A 17,931-nucleotide genomic window follows, 5' to 3' on the forward strand; every position below is an offset into this window, starting at 1 on the left:
ATGGAACAATGGTGGAAAAATGCTGTCGGTTATCAAATTTATCCTCGGAGTTTTAAAGATAGCAACGGGGATGGCATTGGTGATTTGCAGGGAATTATTGAGAAATTACCGTATTTAAAAGAACTAGGGGTCGATTTTTTATGGTTAAATCCGATTTACACTTCGCCAAACGTTGACAATGGTTATGATATTGCGGATTATCAAGGGATTCAGCCAGAATTTGGTACGATGGAAGATTTTCAAGAACTTTTGGACCAAGCGCATCAATTAGGTTTGAAGATTATTCTTGATTTAGTGGTCAATCATACAAGTGATCAACATCCGTGGTTTGCTGAAGCGAAAAAAAGTTTAGATAATCCGTATCGTGAGTATTATTTATGGGCCGATGCGACACCAGATCGTATGCCGAATGAATGGCAAAGCTTTTTTGGTGGCTCGACTTGGACGTATGACGAGGATACAAAGCAAGCATATTTTCATGTGTTTGCAAAAGAGCAACCTGATTTGAACTGGAAAAATCCTAAAGTTCGTGAAGAGATTTATGCGATGATTCGCTGGTGGTTAGATTTGGGAATTGATGGTTTCCGATTAGATGCGATTAGTCATATCCAAAAAGAACCTTGGAATTTTAAGATTACCACGAATCCATGGGCTCCCTTTATGAATGTAAAAGGCATTGAAGACTATATGTTGGATTTGAAAGCTATTTTTGCTGAGTATGACATCATGACAGTGGGGGAAGCTAGTGGCGTTTCAAGTAAAAAAGCGGTGGAATGGACCAATGATGCGGGCTATCTGAATATGATTTTTGAATTAGAGCACAATGTTCGAGAAGGAAAGCCAGGAGAAGAACGGTTAAATATTTTAGGCTATAAAAAAGTAATGGCTCGCTGGCAAAAGCATTTAGGGACAGAAGGCTGGAATGCATTATATGTAGAAAATCATGATAATCCCAGAATCAATTCAATTTTAGGCAATGAAACCTCTCATTCTGCTAAGGCGATTGGAACAATCGCCTTGCTCTTGCGAGGAACACCGTTTATTTATCAAGGACAGGAAATCGGCATGGTTAATTATCCGTTTCAACAGATTGACGAGTTAGATGCTAAAGATTCCCATAACCATTATCGTTTGCTTATAGAAAATGGCTACGATGCGAAACAAGCATTAAAAGAAGTGGCGCATTGGACGCGGGACCATTCGCGTACGCCTATGCAGTGGACGAGTCAAGAGGCAAGTTCATTCACCTCGGGGCATCCGTGGTTAGCAATTCATCCCAATTTCAAAGAAATAAATGTGGCTGACCAAGAAACGGATGAACAATCCGTGTTGAATTATTATAAAAAGTTAATTGCGCTGCGGAAAGAAAATCCAATATTTACAGATGGACAGTTTGAACTATTAGCGCCCAATCATCCGTCTGTTTTTGCTTTTTTGAGAAAAACAACCGAGGCAACAGCATTAGTGATTGTCAATTTAAGTGGAGAAAAGTGCCAATTTGACTTGCCGAATAAATTACTAGGCAGAAAGTGGCAACAATTGTTAGGGAATCAAGATTTTACGGTGAAGAAACGGATGCAGTTAGCACCTTATCAAGCAGGGGTCTTCCAATAACTGATTTGTTCTATAACGAGTGCAAAAGGCTTACTTTTAAGTGGGGCTCTTGCACTCGTTTTTAGGAACTTCAACAACCGAGAGACTTCATAAATAATTGAATTTTTGCAGAAATGCGTTATACTTACTTTGGGTAAGTTATTTAATTTTATGAAAGTAGGGGGAAATGATGCCGAAAACACGTGTAGAAGCATTTACAGATGCAGTCATTGCGATTATTTTAACGTTGTTAATTTTAGAATTAAAAATTCCTGAAAAAGCAGATTGGTCTGCTCTGACCCAATCTGGACACAAAATCATTATTTATTTAATTAGTTTTATTACTTTATTAATTTATTGGAACAATCATCATCATTTATTTCAAAGTGTCCGTAAAATTGATGGACGTGTCCTTTGGATGAATAATTTTTTAATTTTGACGTTGACGTTTTTCCCGTTTGTTACTGGTTGGGTAGGTGAACATCCGTTTTCTTGGCCGCCACAAGCTTTGTATGGCTTAGTAGTATTAGGAGCTGATGTTGCTTATTATCTAGTGGTGTGGGCATTGATTCAGGCAAATGGGCCCAAATCCGAAGTACAACGTTTGTTTGACCACTATCCAAAATTAACGCTTTCGATTGTGTTGAATATTATTGCGTTGATTGTAGGCAAACTGGTAGCGCCAATCGCTGTCCTGATTATTGATACGATTGTTTTAGTCATGTGGTTTATTCCTGAGCGAAAAGCAGAAATAAAGGAAATTTTAAAGTAGTTATTTTTTATTTATAACAAAAAAGTCATAAATCTTTTGACAAGAATGTCAAACTCCTCTATTATAAGAAGTGGATAAAAACTGAATAATTGTTAGGTGAGGCTCCTATTTGGACAAATGCTGCTGCCGCGAAAGGATCGAGAGACCCTTAGTTGGTTGAACAGGAATAATCGTGAAGGTTATTCATAATGTAGCTGATACATGTTATCTACGCCCTATAGTGCTAAAGCTCAACGATAGAGAATCTTATTTAAAGATGGTATTTTGGGACGTACTCTATTGTTGAGTAGGTCCTTTTTTGTGTGTTTGGCAAAAAAGCAATTATTCACTGGAAGTATAAATAAGAAAAAGAAAGGATGACTGTCATGGAAGACCCTGGAAGTGAACAGAGAAACAAAATACAGTCACCAATGAAAGGAGAAGATTTTAGCACTCTTTTCGGCAGGTGACCACAACCTTGGAGGAAAAGAAAATGATGAACAAAAAAACAATGGATATGAGAAAAGCAACCAAAGATCAAGAATTACGTAAATTGGCTTTGCTTTCTGAACGGGAATTAATGATGGAATTACGGACATCTGAAAAAGGACTCTCGAATGAAGATGCCGAAAAAAGATTAGAGGAATTTGGACCAAACGAAGTTTCTGCACAAAAGCCAACCCCAGCAATTATTTTATTTTTAAGTGCATTCAAAGATCCGTTTGTCTATGTCTTAGCCTTATTGATGGTCGTTTCAACTTTAACGAAAGATTTCGAAGCCGCTATCGTGATGGGCGTGATGATTTTAGCCAGTGTCTTGATTGCTTTTATACAAGAATATCGTTCTCAAAAAGCGAGTTTGGATTTAAAAGAATTAATTGAAAACACCGCTGCAGTGACACGGGAAGGGATTACGAAAGAAATTCCAATGGACGAAATTGTTCCAGGAGACATTGTAACTTTAGCTACAGGAGACATGATTCCTGCAGATGCCGTGTTGATTTGGACCAAAGATTTATTCGTTAATCAATCGTCGCTAACAGGCGAATCCATGCCTGTCGAAAAATTTGTGGATGCAGGTGTGGATCGTCAACAAACAGAGGTTTCTGCATTAGATATGCAAGACCTAGTGTTTATGGGCACAGATGTCTTGAGTGGACAAGGAAAAGCGATTATTTTAAAAACTGGGCAACATACATTTTTTGGTGATATTGCTAAAAATGCTACAACACAACGAGGAAAAACTAGTTTTGACTTAGGCTTAGCAAAAGTCAGTAAGTTTTTATTACGAATGGTAATGATTTTGTTTCCAATCGTTTTCTTGATTAATGGTTTAACTAAAGGTGCTTGGGGCGAAGCGTTTTTCTTCGCGATTGCCGTTGCAGTTGGTTTGACACCAGAAATGTTGCCAATGATTGTTACGAGTAACTTAGCCAAGGGTGCATTATCCTTATCGAAACATAAAGTCATTGTTAAAGAATTAGCGGCTATCCAAAATTTGGGTGGTATGGATGTGCTCTGTACAGATAAGACTGGAACGATTACCGAAGATCGTGTAGTTTTGGTTCAACATTTGAATCCATTAGGTGATTTGAGTGACGAGGTTCTAAATTTAGCCTACTTAAATTCTTCTTATCAAACAGGTTGGAAAAATTTAATGGATATTGCCGTTATTAATTTTTATGAAGGGCATCAATGGAAAACGCCGTTTAAAAATGTCACTAAAATTGATGAAATTCCTTTTGATTTTTCCAGACGCCGCTTAACGGTTGTCGTGAATGCAGATGATCATCAATTGATGATTACGAAAGGCGCCGTGGAAGAAATGGAAGAAGTGTGCACGCATGCGCAAATTAATGGCGAAATTGTACCATTAAGCAGTGCTGTACGAGAAGAACTACGCCGAGTGAATGTTCAAATGAACAAACAAGGGATGCGTGTGTTAGCGGTAGCTGTAAAAAAAGATGTCCACAAAGAAGCAGTTTATTCAGTTGAAGATGAAAAAGAGATGACATTGATTGGATTTATGGGTTTTCTTGATCCAGCAAAAGAGTCAGCCGTCAGCGCTATCCGCTCCTTACATGAACATGGTGTCAACGTGAAAGTGCTAACGGGCGATAATGACATTGTCGCCAAAAAAGTCTGTAAAGATGTAGGCATTGAAGTTTCCCATGTGTTATTAGGTTCTCAAATTGAAGCAATGACAGATGAAGAGTTGCGGGCGCAAGTAGAAGAAACTAATTTATTTGCCAAATTAAATCCGATGCAAAAATCTAAAATTATTGAATTGCTACAAGCAAAAGGTCATACGGTTGGTTTTATGGGGGATGGCATTAATGATGCACCGGCATTACGAAAAGCTGATGTGGGCATTTCAGTAGATACTGCAGCTGATATTACTAAAGATGCTAGCTCGATTATTTTACTGGAAAAAAGTTTAAATGTACTGGAATCTGGTGTGATTGAAGGACGAAAAGTATTTAGCAATATGATGAAATATATTAAAATTACCATCAGTTCTAATTTTGGGAATGTCTTTTCAATTTTAGTAGCCAGTGCCTTTTTACCATTTCTACCAATGCTTTCCTTACAACTCTTGATTCAAAATTTGATTTATGATGTGGCTCAGTTGACAATTCCTTGGGATAATGTCGATGAAGAAGAGTTATTAAGCCCTGTTCGGTGGGAAACGAACGGACTAGCCAAATTTACGGTATGTATTGGCCCGGTAAGTAGTATTTTCGATATTCTAACGTATCTTGTCATGTGGTTTGTGTTTAGCGCCAATAGTTTGGCCACTCAACATTTATTCCAAACAGGTTGGTTTATGGTGGGACTTGTTAGTCAAACGTTAGTTGTTCATATGGTCCGGACGCGGAAAATACCATTCATTCAAAGTCGTGCGTCAATGCCTGTGATGTTAAGTAGTTTAGGCGCAATTTTACTCGGTTTCTTGATTGTAGCAACGCCTATAAGAGAGGTTTTTGACTTTGTGAAACTTCCGGCTAACTACTGGCCATGGTTCTTTGGAATCATCATTGCGTACATGTTAACTGTTGAAGTAGCTAAACGTTTATATATTAAAATTACCAAGGAATGGATTTAGTAAAATCTACTGAAAGAGAAAAGAATTTGCTAAGCTGTATTACTCGTTTTGCGAAAATTTGGTGATTTTAAGCAATGAATGTTCGTGATAAAACCTAAGGTAAAGTATTTGGCAAAAAAACGAGCCAAAAAAAATAAAAATTAACGAAAAAAACTTTGTTCTCTAAAAAATAAAAAACCGCATGCTGAGTAGGTTACTCGGCTGACGGTTTTTATTTTTTGGTTTTTTCAAGATAATTTTCATGAAAACGTAAAGTTCGGAAATCAGATTACTAGCCAGCTCGGGGATGAGGGGGCTCGAATTAATAGAACTGTTATATAATATTTTCAAAATAGAATATAACAGTTGGGAGAAAAATAGTACAGAAGAAGTGTGGAACAGAAACCGTTTTCTTGTTTGTGAAAATTATCACTAAACCGCAAAAACATGCGGTTTTGCTCTTTTGTGAAAAAATGAAGAAATTAGAGTTTTTTTCTTGCGCTTTTTCGAATTTAGTGATAATTTGTTAAGTGTAGTCGATAAAAAGTAATACAGTTTCGCACTCTGTTTTACTTTTATCGAAATTAAAGAAACGTAATAGAGAGGATTGTGTGACAAAATGGCAAAGGCTAAGAAACAAAAACCTATTGACTTTAAAGAGCTAATGGCTAAAGTCGACGCTGATTTCCCAACTTTCCAAATCTTGGATCAAGATGGAAAAATTGTGAATGAAGATTTAGTACCTGATTTATCGGATGAGGAATTAGTTGAATTAATGACACGCATGGTTTGGTCTCGTGTGTTAGACCAACGTTCTACTGCATTAAACCGTCAAGGACGCTTAGGATTCTTCGCGCCAACAGCTGGACAAGAAGCAAGCCAATTGGCAAGTCAATTTGCAATGGAAAAAGAAGACTACTTACTACCAGGTTACCGTGATGTACCTCAATTAGTACAACATGGTTTACCATTAAGAGAAGCTTTCTTATGGTCTCGTGGTCACGTAGCAGGGAACTACTACGCGGAAGATTTAAATGCATTACCACCACAAATTATCATTGGTGCTCAATACATCCAAGCAGCTGGTGTTGCTTTAGGATTGAAAAAACGTGGAAAAGAAAATGTTGTCTTCACTTATACTGGTGACGGCGGTTCTTCACAAGGGGACTTCTATGAAGCAATTAACTTTGCTGGTGCTTACCAAGCAAACGGTGTCTTCATTATCCAAAACAATGGTTTTGCGATTTCTACACCTCGTGAAAAACAAACAGCGGCTAAAACTTTAGCTCAAAAAGCTGTTGCAGCAGGAATTCCTGGTATTCAAGTTGATGGTATGGATCCATTAGCAGTTTACGCAATTGCAAAAGAAGCACGTGATTGGTCAGCTGCAGGAAATGGTCCAGTTTTAATTGAAACATTAACTTATCGTTATGGTCCACATACTTTATCTGGAGACGATCCAACACGTTACCGTTCAAAAGAAATGGATGACGAATGGGTACAAAAAGATCCATTGACTCGTTTCCGTAAATATCTAACAGATAAAGGCTTATGGTCTGAAGCAAAAGAAGAAGAAATTATTGAAAAAACAAAAGAAGAAATCAAAGTAGCGATTGCAGAAGCGGATAAAGCGCCAAAACAAAAAGTTTCTGATTTCTTGAAAAATATGTTTGAAGTTCAACCTCAAACAATTAAAGAACAAATTGCATTTTATGAAGCGAAGGAGTCGAAATAAAAATGGCACAAAAAACTATGATCCAAGCAATTACAGATGCCTTAGCTCTTGAATTAGAGAAAGACGAAAATGTCTTAATCTTCGGTGAAGACGTTGGTAACAACGGTGGGGTTTTCCGTGCAACTGAAGGTTTACAAGAAAAATTTGGTGAAGACCGCGTCTTCGATACACCTTTAGCTGAATCTGGTATCGGTGGATTGGCTTTCGGTCTTGCCTTGCAAGGTTACCGTCCAGTTCCTGAAATCCAATTCTTTGGTTTCGTTTTTGAAGTATTTGACGAAATCGTTGGTCAAATGGCTCGTACGCGTTACCGTATGGGTGGAACTCGTAATATGCCAATTACTGTTCGTGCCCCATTTGGTGGTGGTGTTCATACACCAGAACTTCACTCAGATAACTTAGAAGGATTAATCGCACAATCACCAGGTGTTCGTGTTGTTATTCCATCAAACCCTTACGATGCAAAAGGACTATTAATTTCATCTATTCGCAGCAACGATCCAGTTGTCTACTTAGAGCACATGAAATTATACCGTTCATTCCGTGAGGAAGTGCCAGACGAAGCTTATGAAGTGCCTTTAGATAAAGCGGCTGTAACTCGTGAAGGAACAGACGTATCAATCATCACTTACGGCGCTATGGTTCGTGAAGCGATTAAAGCAGCTGATAGCTTAGCGAAAGACAATATTTCAGCAGAAATCATTGACTTACGTACAGTGGCTCCTTTAGATGTGGAAACAATTATTAACTCTGTTGAAAAAACTGGCCGTGTGGTTGTCGTTCAAGAAGCACAAAAACAAGCTGGCGTTGGCGCTATGGTTGTTTCTGAAATTTCTGAACGTGCCGTATTATCATTAGAAGCACCAATCGGACGTGTATCTGCTCCAGATACAATCTTCCCATTCGGACAAGCAGAAAATATCTGGTTACCAAATGCGAAAGATATCGAAGCAAAAGCTAGAGAAATCGTCGAATTTTAATAGTTATTCGAAGTAGATAAACGAAGAATTAAACAGGTGGAATACGGCTATAGGCATGAAATGTTCAGCTACTATAGTCGTTTCCCCGCGTTTTGCTCCTAAGAAAATAGACAGATCCAACGAAGAAGGGAAGACTTAAAAAATGGCTTATCAGTTTAAATTACCGGATATCGGTGAAGGGATTGCCGAAGGCGAAATCGTTAAATGGTTTGTAAAACCTGGCGATACAATCAACGAAGACGATACGTTATTAGAAGTACAAAATGACAAATCAGTGGAAGAAATTCCATCACCAGTAACAGGTACTGTAAAAAATATCGTTGTACCAGAAGGAACAGTTGCAAACGTTGGTGACGTGTTAATCGAAATCGACGCACCTGGTCACGAAGATAACGATGCAGCACCAGCAGCTCCTGCACAAGAACAAACACCAGCACAACCTGCTGCTGTACCAACAACCGAAGCAGCTGGCGGATTTTTCCAATTCAAATTACCAGACATCGGTGAAGGAATTGCCGAAGGCGAAATCGTTAAATGGTTCGTTAAAGCTGGCGACACAATTAATGAAGATGATTCATTATTAGAAGTACAAAATGACAAATCAGTAGAAGAAATTCCATCACCAGTAACAGGTACTGTAAAAAATATCGTTGTACCAGAAGGAACAGTTGCAAACGTTGGTGACGTGTTAGTTGAAATTGACGCACCTGGTCATAATTCAGCAGCACCGGCAGCCGCAGCACCAGCTACTGACGCTCCTAAAGCGGAAGCATCAGCTCCAGCCGCTTCAACAGGCGTAGTTGCAGCCGCTGATCCAAACAAACGCGTTTTAGCAATGCCATCTGTTCGTCAGTATGCGCGTGAAAAAGACGTTGATATTACACAAGTAACTGCAACTGGTAAAGGTGGCCGTGTCATTAAAGCGGATATTGATGCCTTTGTCTCTGGTGGTTCTCAAGCAGCACCAGCTACTGAAGCTGCCGCAACAGAAGCAGCACCTAAAGCGGAAGCAGCTGCACCTAAAGCAGCGCCAAAAGCCTTTACTTCTGATTTAGGCGAAATGGAAACACGTGAAAAAATGACACCAACACGTAAAGCAATTGCTAAAGCAATGGTTAACAGCAAACACACTGCTCCTCACGTAACATTACATGATGAAGTAGAAGTTTCTAAATTATGGGATCACCGTAAGAAATTTAAAGATGTTGCTGCTGCAAATGGTACAAAATTAACATTCTTACCATACGTTGTAAAAGCATTGACTTCAACTGTTCAAAAATTCCCAATCTTGAATGCATCAATTGATGACGCAGCACAAGAAATTGTTTACAAAAATTACTTTAACATTGGTATCGCTACTGATACAGATCATGGCTTATATGTACCAAATGTTAAAAATGCTAATACGAAGAGCATGTTTGCTATCGCTGATGAAATCAACGAAAAAGCAGCATTGGCTATCGAAGGTAAATTAACTGCACAAGATATGCGTGATGGTACAATCACAATTAGTAACATTGGTTCAGTCGGTGGCGGCTGGTTTACACCAGTAATCAACTACCCTGAAGTTGCTATTTTAGGCGTTGGTACAATTGCACAAGAACCAGTTGTTAATGCAGACGGCGAAATCGTTGTGGGACGCATGATGAAATTATCATTAAGCTTTGACCACCGTATCGTTGACGGCGCAACTGCTCAAAAAGCAATGAACAACATTAAACGCTTATTAGCTGATCCAGAATTACTATTAATGGAAGGATGATTAACAAATGGTAGTAGGAGATTTCGCCATTGAACTAGATACAGTCGTAATCGGAGCTGGACCTGGAGGATACGTTGCTGCAATTCGTGCCGCAGAAATGGGTCAAAAAGTTGCGATTATCGAACGTGAATACATCGGAGGCGTTTGTTTAAACGTTGGATGTATTCCTTCAAAAGCTTTAATTGCTGCTGGACATCATTACCAAGAAGCACAAGATTCTTCAACTTTTGGTGTAACAGCTAAAGGAGTCGAATTAGACTTTGCCAAAACACAAGACTGGAAAGATAACACAGTTGTTAAATCATTAACAGGCGGCGTTGGCATGTTATTGAAAAAACACAAAGTAGAAATTATTGAAGGTGAAGCATTCTTCGTTGACGAAAATACATTGCGTGTTATTCACCCAGACTCAGCACAAACTTACTCATTCAATAATGCTATTGTAGCAACAGGTTCTCGTCCAATTGAAATCCCAGGATTCAAATTTGGCGGACGTGTGTTAGATTCTACAGGTGGTTTAAACTTAAAAGAAGTTCCTAAAAAATTCGTTATTATCGGTGGCGGTGTCATCGGTGCTGAATTAGGTGGCGCTTATGCTAACTTAGGTTCAGAAGTAACAATTTTAGAAGGTAGCCCATCAATTTTACCAACTTATGAAAAAGATATGGTTAAAGTTGTCACAGACGACTTCAAGAAGAAAAACGTAACAATCGTGACTTCAGCAATGGCTAAAGAAGCTGTTGACAATGGCGATAGCGTCACTGTTAAATATGAAGTTAACGGAAAAGAAGAAAGTGTTGAAGCAGATTACGTAATGGTCACTGTTGGACGTCGTCCAAACACAGACGACTTAGGCTTAGAACAAGCGGGCGTTGAAATTGGCGAACGTGGTTTAATCCCAGTTGATAACCAAGGACGTACTAACGTGAAAAACATCTTCGCAATCGGCGACATCGTACCAGGTGCTGCGTTAGCGCATAAAGCAAGCTACGAAGCAAAAATTGCTGCTGAAGCAATTTCTGGTAAGAAAGTTGCAGTTGATTACAAAGCAATGCCAGCTGTTGCCTTTACTGATCCAGAATTGGCAAGCGTTGGTATGACTGTTGCAGAAGCAAAAGAAGCGGGAATCGAAGCAAAAGGTTACAAATTCCCATTTGCTGGTAACGGCCGTGCAATCTCTTTAGATAAAACTGAAGGATTTATGCGTTTAGTTACAACTGTAGAAGACAATGTCATCATCGGTGCACAAATTGCCGGTGTCGGTGCAAGTGACATGATTTCTGAATTAGCTTTAGCTATTGAGTCTGGCATGAATGCAGAAGACATTGCTTTAACAATCCACCCACATCCATCATTGGGCGAAATTACTATGGATACAGCTGAATTGGCTTTAGGTTTACCAATTCATATTTAATAGTATCACTTTGTCGCACGACAGATATAATGCGTCTTTTGCACTTGTTGCATTAGCCACAGCAAGAGCAAAAGGTGTAAAAAAACAACGACTTTTAGGAGTCGTTGTTTTTTTATGCTCTGTTCTTTCTTTTACGGTATTTAAGAGGTGTTTCACCCGTTTCTTGTTTAAAGATACGGACAAAATAGCTATCTTCAACAAATCCTAAATCTTCACTGATTTGGGCGATCGTTTTATCTGTCTCTAAAAGAAGCTGTTTAGCCCATGTGATTTTTAATTGTCGATAAAATTGACTAAAGGGAATACCAAACTCCTCTTTTAATAAACGACTTAAATACGTCGGTGTCAAATGAACAAGGTCTGCCAGTTCTTGTAAATTTAAACGCAGCGATTTGTTTTCCCAAAGGGCATCTAAAACCGGTTGTAATTGCTTATTTTTAGTTTGATAGGCACTTGAAGGAGTTAATTGAGCAGTTAATAAAGTTTGTTGAATATCTTTTTGGATCATATTCAATGGCTCCAGCTCTTCTTTTCGCGAACTAATCTGTAAGGATTGTTTGTACGTATTGATTAAATAATCTTTTTTGATGGCTTCAGAAATAATATATTGGCTTAAATCTGCGATTAATGTCGCGCTCTTTTCTAAGTCTGCTAGTTCTAAAACAGGGTATTGTTGATACAGCTCTTGGTGTGTTACTAAAAATTCTTGAATGAAGGCATCATTCATGGTTAAAACCTGTTCTAACTCTTCTTGGTGATCTTCGAGCAAAACTTCACCAGCCATAATGGCTCCTACATACTGGTCATCAACAATAATGGGGATGGCCATATCAACGATGTTAAAGTGACAACGGTAGATAAAAGGCTGACCAGTGCGAACGGCTTCCAAGCCACCACGAGCATCACATTTTTCACAAAGTTTCGAGAGCTCAGGGGAGTGACGTACCAGTTGGCAAAAGGGTTGAACTTGACTATGTTTCGTCACAGGACGACCTTTATAATCGACTAAAATAATGGCTAAACGAGTGCTTAAGGCCAATGATTCTTGCAATTTTTCCCACTTTTCCAAATCTAAAATATTTTTTAATTCTACAGTCATAAGGCAATCCTTCAATCTAAAGTTTAAAAATCATAATATTTTATTATTTCACAAAATAATTCTATCATTTTTTGCAAGAAAACGATACCAAAAGTTCAATGCTTTTTGTATGAAAGCGTTTTATACTATGTATGTAAACAAAATATAGGAGGCTATCAACATGAGAAAAGCATTGATTTTACCAACGAAATATGTTCAAGGGGAAGATGAATTACTAAACTTAGGTTACTTCGTTTCAACTTTTGGAAAAAAAGCGTTACTAATTGCAAATCCTGCTGACGTTGATCGTGTACGTCCACAATTGGAAGAAACAGCGAAAAAGTTTGACATTACCTTCGTAGAGGGCGGCTTTAGTGGAGAAGTAACGCGTGAAGAAACAAAGCGCTTGCAAAACGTTGGACAAAAAGAACAAGCAGACTGTATCATTGGTTTAGGTGGCGGTAAAGCAATCGATGCTTCAAAAGTCGTAGCAGAAGGTGAAAACTTAATTATTGTACCAACGATTGCGGCTCAAGATGCACCAACTTCGCATTCAGCTGTACTATATCATGAAGATGGCTCATTTGATGATTATGCTTACTTTAAACAAAGTCCGAGCGTCGTGATGGTTGATACAAAAGTGGTTGCCAAAGCGCCAACTAGATTTTTAGTTGCTGGAATGGGGGATGCCTTATCCACATATTTTGAAGCACGCGCAACACACAATTCATATTCTCGGGTTAATGCTAGTTTGCCAATGGGTTCAAGAGAAGGCTTAACGCCTGCTGCTAGCGGCACATATGCAGCTTTAGCCATGGCAAAACTTTGCTGGGAAAATCTACAGGAAGATGGGTTAAAAGCGAAATTAGCTTGTGATGCAAATGTGGTTACTGAATCATTGAATAAGATTATCGAAACAAATATCTTACTTTCAGGCTTAGGTTTTGAAAGTGGTGGTTTAGCTGCAGCGCATGCGATTCATAACGGTATGACAGTCTTACCTGGTGCGCACAGTTATTTACATGGTGAAAAAGTAGCTTTTGCAACGATTGCACAACTTGTATTAGAAGATGCAGCAAAAGACGAATTAGAAGCTGTTTTAGACTTTAGCGCTTCTGTAGGTTTACCATTAACGCTTTCAGACATTGGTGTCGATGAAATCACTTATGAAGAAGCGTTGGAAGTGGCCAAAATTGCTTGCATTCCAGAAGAATCAATTCATTCAATGCCATTCCCAATTGTCGTTGAAGAAGTAGCGAATGCAATCATTGTTGCAGATAAAGTCGGACAAGAATATAAAACAAGACATAAATTAGATTAAGGAAGTGTCCACATGAAAGCAGATATTTTACTCGTTTCACATAGCAAAATGATTACAGATGGTATTAAAGAGATGATTGAACAGATGAATGCCAGTGAAGAAATTACGATTCATTCACTTGGTGGCACATCAGATGGTTCATTAGGTTCAGATCCAATGAAAATCATTGACACGATTAACGAAGCGGACTCTGACCGAGAATTTTTAATTTTTGCCGATTTAGGCAGTGCCGTTTTAAGTTCAGAATTAGCTTTTGATATGCTAGAAGAAGACCAACAGAAACATTATCATTTAGTCGACGCACCATTGGTTGAAGGTGCCTTTGCGGCAGCAATTACTGCAGGTGTCTCAGATGATTTGACGCAAATTTTAGCAGAAGCTCAAAATGCTGGTAAGAAAGGGTGGAACTAAATGAAAAAAATTATTAATGAACCTGGTAAAATTGTCGAAGAAATGCTCCAAGGAATTGTGAAAAGCTATGGAAACCTTGTTCATCAAGTCGAAGATTCTCGCGTGATTGCTCGCAACGACTCAAACAAACAAGTTGGGTTAGTATCTGGTGGTGGAAGTGGTCATGAGCCTGCACATGCTGGGTTTGTTGGTGATGGAATGTTAAATGCCGCAGTTTTAGGTGATGTCTTTACTTCACCAACACCAGATCAAATTTTAACAGGGATCCAAGCGGCAGACCAAGGGGCCGGTGTTCTGTTAATCGTAAAAAATTATACAGGCGATATTTTGAACTTTGAAATGGCCAAAGATATGGCTGATATGGAAGACATTCATGTAGAAATGGTCGTTGTCGATGACGATATTGCAGTCGAAGATAGCACCTATACCGCTGGAAAACGCGGTGTTGCCGGGACTGTTCTTGTCCATAAGATTTTAGGACATCATGCCCGCCAAGGTGCTTCTTTAGAAGAGCTCGTTTCTTTAGGAGAAAAGATTGTAGCAGCCACGAAAACAATTGGAGTGGCTTTAAAAGCAGCCACTGTGCCTGAAGTTGGCAAACCAGGTTTTACTTTACCAGAAGATGAAATTGAATTTGGCGTAGGGATTCACGGAGAACCAGGCTATCGTCGTGAAAAAATCCAACCATCGAAAGAGTTAGCGAAAGAATTAGTTGAAAAAATATTAAGTAGCTATGAACAACAACCACAAACAGTGGGGGTACTTGTCAATGGCATGGGCGGCACGCCATTAATGGAACAATTTGTATTTATGAACGACGTGCTAACATTATTAGAAGATAAAGGTGTTCAAGTGACCTTCCATAAAGTGGGTAACTATATGACGTCTATTGACATGCAAGGATTATCTTTAACGATGATTGACTTGGCGACAAAAGACTGGCAAACAGCGCTAGAAAGCAATGTAACAACAATTTCTTGGTAAGGGTGATAAAAGATGGACTTAACAGTAAAAGACATTCAAACATGGTTAGACAATTATTCAAAAGTTATCGAAGAAAAAAAAGACTATTTAAGTGAATTAGACACGCCGATTGGTGATGGGGATCACGGTAACAACATGGCTCGTGGTATGGCTGAATACAAAATTGCGTTTGACAAAAAAGTACCAACAACAATCACGGAGACATTTAAAGTCCTATCCATGGCTTTGATTTCAAAAGTTGGCGGAGCTTCCGGTCCTTTATATGGTACTGCGTTTATGAATATGACTAAAGCGACAAAAGATTTGGAAACCATCAGTTCGCCAGAGCAATTAAAAGAAATTGTTCAGCAAGGTCTAGCTGGGATTCAGATGCGCGGCAAAGCTGAACCAGGAGATAAAACGATGGTTGATGTCTGGGCACCTGTTGCTGAAGTAATTGGAACGGAACAATTTAATGAAGAAAAAATTGAACAATTTGCTGAAGCAACAAAAGATTGGGTGGCGAAAAAAGGACGTGCCTCTTATTTAGGGGAACGAGCAATTGGTCATATTGATCCAGGAGCAGCATCTAGTGCATTATTATTTGAAGAACTAGTCAAAGTAATCAATCAATAACAGTGAGAAAAAAGTTTAGCAAGTGCCTCTCTTGAAGCGCTTGCTAAACTTTTTTATAAATAATGGTTTCTTTTGTTCATCTATGGGATAATTTAAGTAACAAAAAATAACAAAGATAGACAAATGGGGGATTTAAAGATGAAAAAGCATGTGATTGTGGGATGTTTATTAATCGTTAGCTCAATGTTTGTAAGTGCTTGTGGAAATTCGTCAGACGTGACCACGGAAAAAACCAGTGTCACAAAACAAGTCGAAGCTACGGGACAAAGCACATCCTCTTCTGTAGACCAAACCAAGTATGATGCCATTATTACAGAAGCTAAAAAGTTAACGGCAGAGGGGCAATATAAAGAATCAGAAGAAAAATTAGCTACGATCCCTGTTAGCGATTTAGGGAAACCACACTATTCGATCGTTAAAGAAACGGTTGAGAAACTAAATAATCAAAATAATGAAGGCTTAAAAAGACAAGAAGAAGTCGCGGTTGAAAAGCAAACGAAGTCGAGTCCGGCACCAACGGAATCACTTAAACCAATTCCAGATGAATTTGCTAAATGGGCAACCACGTATCTTTTTTATTATCCACGAGGAGATCAAAAGCAAGCGGGTTTAATCATTGAAGCGAATGGAGCGGTCACGCAGACGAATACGAATGGCGAAATTTACACAGGAAAAGCCGAAATAAGTGGAGCTTCGGGCACTATTTTAAGTTATGATACGACTAGTTATCGCCCGACGACCCAACCAGCTACAAAATCGATTACTCCAAATGTTAAAATCACTGTTACTTGGAACAATGGCGGCGGTGTTGATGTTTATTATGGCTACGTTTCTTATTCACAACGTTTAGCTTTGACAGATGGTATCGCCGTGACAGACGGGGTCAAAGAAGTTTGGCTTTCATAAAAAGAGCTAGACATTCAAGCAAAAACTTGAATGTCTAGCTCTTTTGTTGATTGAATCGGGGGATTTAAATACTTAGTTTCGATAAGAACGAACGGTATTATTAATAGCAGAAATACTATATTTTAATTCATCTTCTAACGTTTGATCAATGTCTGTGTCTAAAGTTTCTGCAAACATGGCTTCATATTCAGCGATAGAAAGTTCTGTCCGATTATCCAGCAGTGCTAAATGAGTTTCTTTTTGTAAATGATTTTGATAACCAGCTACTAATTCACCAGTGAAAAATTCAGCGACAGCACCAGAACCATAACTGAATAACCCAATTTGATTGCCTGCGGTTAAAGTCGTTGCATTTTCTAAAAGGGAAATGAGTCCCAGATAAAGTGAACCCGTATACAAGTTTCCTACGCGACGACTATAGATGATGCTTTCTTCATAACGGGCTAAAATTCGTTCCTGTTCTGCCTCAGTTTGGTCGGAGATTTTTGCTAATAAGGCTTTTTTGCCCATTTTTGTGTAAGGAATATGGAACGCTAAAGCATCATAATCTGCAAAATCAAGACCGGTTCGTTTTTTATGTTCATCCCAGACTTGGGCAAAAGATTGGATGTAGGTTTCGTTTGACAAAGGACCATCGACCATAGGATATGGATGGCCTGTTGGACGCCAAAAGTCATAGATATCTTGCGTCAGCATCACATTATCCTCTTTTAAAGCCAAAATGCGCGGTTCACTAGCAACTAACATTGCAACCGCCCCAGCTCCTTGTGTAGGCTCACCGCCAGAATTTAAGCCATATTTTGCAATATCTGCCGCTACGACCAAGACTTTTTTATCTGGATGTAAGGCTACGTGATTCTTAGCTAACTGTAAGCCTGCTGTTGCTCCGTAACAAGCTTCCTTGATTTCGAAAGAGCGAGCGAAAGGTTGAATCCCCATTAAACGATGTAAGACAACTGCGGCCGCTTTTGACTCATCGATACTGGACTCAGTCCCGACAATCACCATATCAATGGCCTCTTTATCTTCTTTGGTCAAGATCGCTTCTGCGGCATTGGCTGCAAATGTCACAATATCTTGGCTGATTGGGTTCACCGCCATTTGGTCTTGCCCAATACCAATATGAAATTTTCCAGGGTCTACATTTCTGGCTTCAGCCAGTGCCGTCATATCAATATAATAAGGGGGCACAAAAAAACTAATTTTATCAATCCCAATTGTCATTTCTTTAACTCCTTTACGATAAATAGATTCATTATATAAAATAGCACGAAATGAACCAAAATGGGGAATTTT

At 38.8% G+C, this 17,931-nt stretch carries 14 protein-coding genes and 1 riboswitch; of the genes, 12 read left to right on the forward strand and 2 right to left on the reverse strand.

Going from position 1 to position 17,931, the window contains the following annotated elements; all coding sequences use genetic code 11:
• From IGJ24_RS05540 to lpdA, 7 genes are all read left to right on the forward strand, one after another.
• Positions 1 to 1,614, forward strand: coding sequence for a glycoside hydrolase family 13 protein (locus tag IGJ24_RS05540; protein ID WP_289865917.1), 1,614 nt, complete (start codon positions 1 to 3; stop codon positions 1,612 to 1,614).
• 169 nt (positions 1,615 to 1,783) lie between these two features.
• The gene (locus tag IGJ24_RS05545) at positions 1,784 to 2,365 is read left to right on the forward strand and encodes a TMEM175 family protein (RefSeq protein ID WP_289865916.1); all 582 of its coding nucleotides are present in this window, start codon (positions 1,784 to 1,786) and stop codon (positions 2,363 to 2,365) included.
• Between the two features lie 81 nt (positions 2,366 to 2,446).
• Positions 2,447 to 2,614: riboswitch (M-box (ykoK) riboswitch) on the forward strand.
• Positions 2,615 to 2,837: 223 nt separating this feature from the next.
• On the forward strand, positions 2,838 to 5,450 hold the full coding sequence (gene mgtA, locus IGJ24_RS05550) for a magnesium-translocating P-type ATPase (protein ID WP_129193611.1): 2,613 nt from the start codon (positions 2,838 to 2,840) through the stop codon (positions 5,448 to 5,450).
• Between the two features lie 598 nt (positions 5,451 to 6,048).
• Positions 6,049 to 7,164 carry a pyruvate dehydrogenase (acetyl-transferring) E1 component subunit alpha gene (pdhA, locus tag IGJ24_RS05555; protein ID WP_002357768.1) on the forward strand — a complete coding sequence of 372 codons (1,116 nt, stop codon included), beginning with the start codon at positions 6,049 to 6,051 and terminating at the stop codon, positions 7,162 to 7,164.
• Positions 7,165 to 7,166: 2 nt separating this feature from the next.
• On the forward strand, positions 7,167 to 8,144 hold the full coding sequence (locus IGJ24_RS05560) for an alpha-ketoacid dehydrogenase subunit beta (RefSeq protein WP_002357767.1): 978 nt from the start codon (positions 7,167 to 7,169) through the stop codon (positions 8,142 to 8,144).
• A gap of 142 nt (positions 8,145 to 8,286) precedes the next feature.
• Positions 8,287 to 9,906, forward strand: coding sequence for a dihydrolipoyllysine-residue acetyltransferase (locus tag IGJ24_RS05565; RefSeq protein WP_002357766.1), 1,620 nt, complete (start codon positions 8,287 to 8,289; stop codon positions 9,904 to 9,906).
• Between the two features lie 7 nt (positions 9,907 to 9,913).
• The gene (gene lpdA, locus IGJ24_RS05570) at positions 9,914 to 11,320 is read left to right on the forward strand and encodes a dihydrolipoyl dehydrogenase (RefSeq protein WP_002357765.1); all 1,407 of its coding nucleotides are present in this window, start codon (positions 9,914 to 9,916) and stop codon (positions 11,318 to 11,320) included.
• A 112-nt stretch (positions 11,321 to 11,432) separates the two neighbouring features.
• Here lpdA and IGJ24_RS05575 read toward each other — a convergent pair whose 3' ends face one another.
• Entirely contained in the window at positions 11,433 to 12,419 is a 987-nt protein-coding gene (locus IGJ24_RS05575; RefSeq protein WP_002382271.1) for a PocR ligand-binding domain-containing protein, read from the reverse strand.
• Between the two features lie 160 nt (positions 12,420 to 12,579).
• Between IGJ24_RS05575 and IGJ24_RS05580 the strand changes: the two genes are divergently transcribed.
• From IGJ24_RS05580 to IGJ24_RS05600, 5 genes are all read left to right on the forward strand, one after another.
• On the forward strand, positions 12,580 to 13,719 hold the full coding sequence (locus IGJ24_RS05580) for a glycerol dehydrogenase (RefSeq protein ID WP_002363858.1): 1,140 nt from the start codon (positions 12,580 to 12,582) through the stop codon (positions 13,717 to 13,719).
• Positions 13,720 to 13,731: 12 nt separating this feature from the next.
• On the forward strand, positions 13,732 to 14,130 hold the full coding sequence (gene dhaM, locus IGJ24_RS05585) for a dihydroxyacetone kinase phosphoryl donor subunit DhaM (RefSeq protein ID WP_002357762.1): 399 nt from the start codon (positions 13,732 to 13,734) through the stop codon (positions 14,128 to 14,130).
• Complete coding sequence (dhaK, locus tag IGJ24_RS05590; protein ID WP_016627135.1) at positions 14,131 to 15,114, forward strand: dihydroxyacetone kinase subunit DhaK; 984 nt, start codon at positions 14,131 to 14,133, stop codon at positions 15,112 to 15,114.
• A 12-nt stretch (positions 15,115 to 15,126) separates the two neighbouring features.
• Positions 15,127 to 15,729: a dihydroxyacetone kinase subunit DhaL gene (gene dhaL / locus IGJ24_RS05595; RefSeq protein ID WP_010707623.1), complete on the forward strand. Its 603-nt coding sequence runs from the start codon at positions 15,127 to 15,129 to the stop codon at positions 15,727 to 15,729.
• A gap of 123 nt (positions 15,730 to 15,852) precedes the next feature.
• Positions 15,853 to 16,635, forward strand: a complete 783-nt coding sequence (locus tag IGJ24_RS05600) for a hypothetical protein (protein WP_002394413.1) — start codon at positions 15,853 to 15,855, stop codon at positions 16,633 to 16,635.
• A gap of 72 nt (positions 16,636 to 16,707) precedes the next feature.
• On the opposite strand, the gene IGJ24_RS05605 is transcribed toward IGJ24_RS05600, so the two are convergent.
• A complete protein-coding gene (locus tag IGJ24_RS05605) occupies positions 16,708 to 17,859 on the reverse strand; it encodes a hydroxymethylglutaryl-CoA synthase (RefSeq protein ID WP_002357756.1) in 1,152 nt (383 codons plus the stop codon).
• Positions 17,860 to 17,931: the final 72 nt, after the last annotated feature.

Source organism: Enterococcus sp. DIV0546, assembly GCF_051712785.1.
GTDB classification, from domain to species: domain Bacteria; phylum Bacillota; class Bacilli; order Lactobacillales; family Enterococcaceae; genus Enterococcus; species Enterococcus faecalis.

Excerpts from the sequence above, each read along its gene's own strand:
- IGJ24_RS05540 (WP_289865917.1), top strand. The coding sequence starts at position 1 with ATGGAACAATGGTGGAAAAATGCTGTCGGTTATCAAATTTATCCTCGG.
- IGJ24_RS05545 (WP_289865916.1), top strand. The coding sequence starts at position 1,784 with ATGCCGAAAACACGTGTAGAAGCATTTACAGATGCAGTCATTGCGATT.
- mgtA (WP_129193611.1), top strand. The coding sequence starts at position 2,838 with ATGATGAACAAAAAAACAATGGATATGAGAAAAGCAACCAAAGATCAA.
- pdhA (WP_002357768.1), top strand. The coding sequence starts at position 6,049 with ATGGCAAAGGCTAAGAAACAAAAACCTATTGACTTTAAAGAGCTAATG.
- IGJ24_RS05560 (WP_002357767.1), top strand. The coding sequence starts at position 7,167 with ATGGCACAAAAAACTATGATCCAAGCAATTACAGATGCCTTAGCTCTT.
- IGJ24_RS05565 (WP_002357766.1), top strand. The coding sequence starts at position 8,287 with ATGGCTTATCAGTTTAAATTACCGGATATCGGTGAAGGGATTGCCGAA.
- lpdA (WP_002357765.1), top strand. The coding sequence starts at position 9,914 with ATGGTAGTAGGAGATTTCGCCATTGAACTAGATACAGTCGTAATCGGA.
- IGJ24_RS05575 (WP_002382271.1), bottom strand. The coding sequence starts at position 12,419 with ATGACTGTAGAATTAAAAAATATTTTAGATTTGGAAAAGTGGGAAAAA.
- IGJ24_RS05580 (WP_002363858.1), top strand. The coding sequence starts at position 12,580 with ATGAGAAAAGCATTGATTTTACCAACGAAATATGTTCAAGGGGAAGAT.
- dhaM (WP_002357762.1), top strand. The coding sequence starts at position 13,732 with ATGAAAGCAGATATTTTACTCGTTTCACATAGCAAAATGATTACAGAT.
- dhaK (WP_016627135.1), top strand. The coding sequence starts at position 14,131 with ATGAAAAAAATTATTAATGAACCTGGTAAAATTGTCGAAGAAATGCTC.
- dhaL (WP_010707623.1), top strand. The coding sequence starts at position 15,127 with ATGGACTTAACAGTAAAAGACATTCAAACATGGTTAGACAATTATTCA.
- IGJ24_RS05600 (WP_002394413.1), top strand. The coding sequence starts at position 15,853 with ATGGGGGATTTAAAGATGAAAAAGCATGTGATTGTGGGATGTTTATTA.
- IGJ24_RS05605 (WP_002357756.1), bottom strand. The coding sequence starts at position 17,859 with ATGACAATTGGGATTGATAAAATTAGTTTTTTTGTGCCCCCTTATTAT.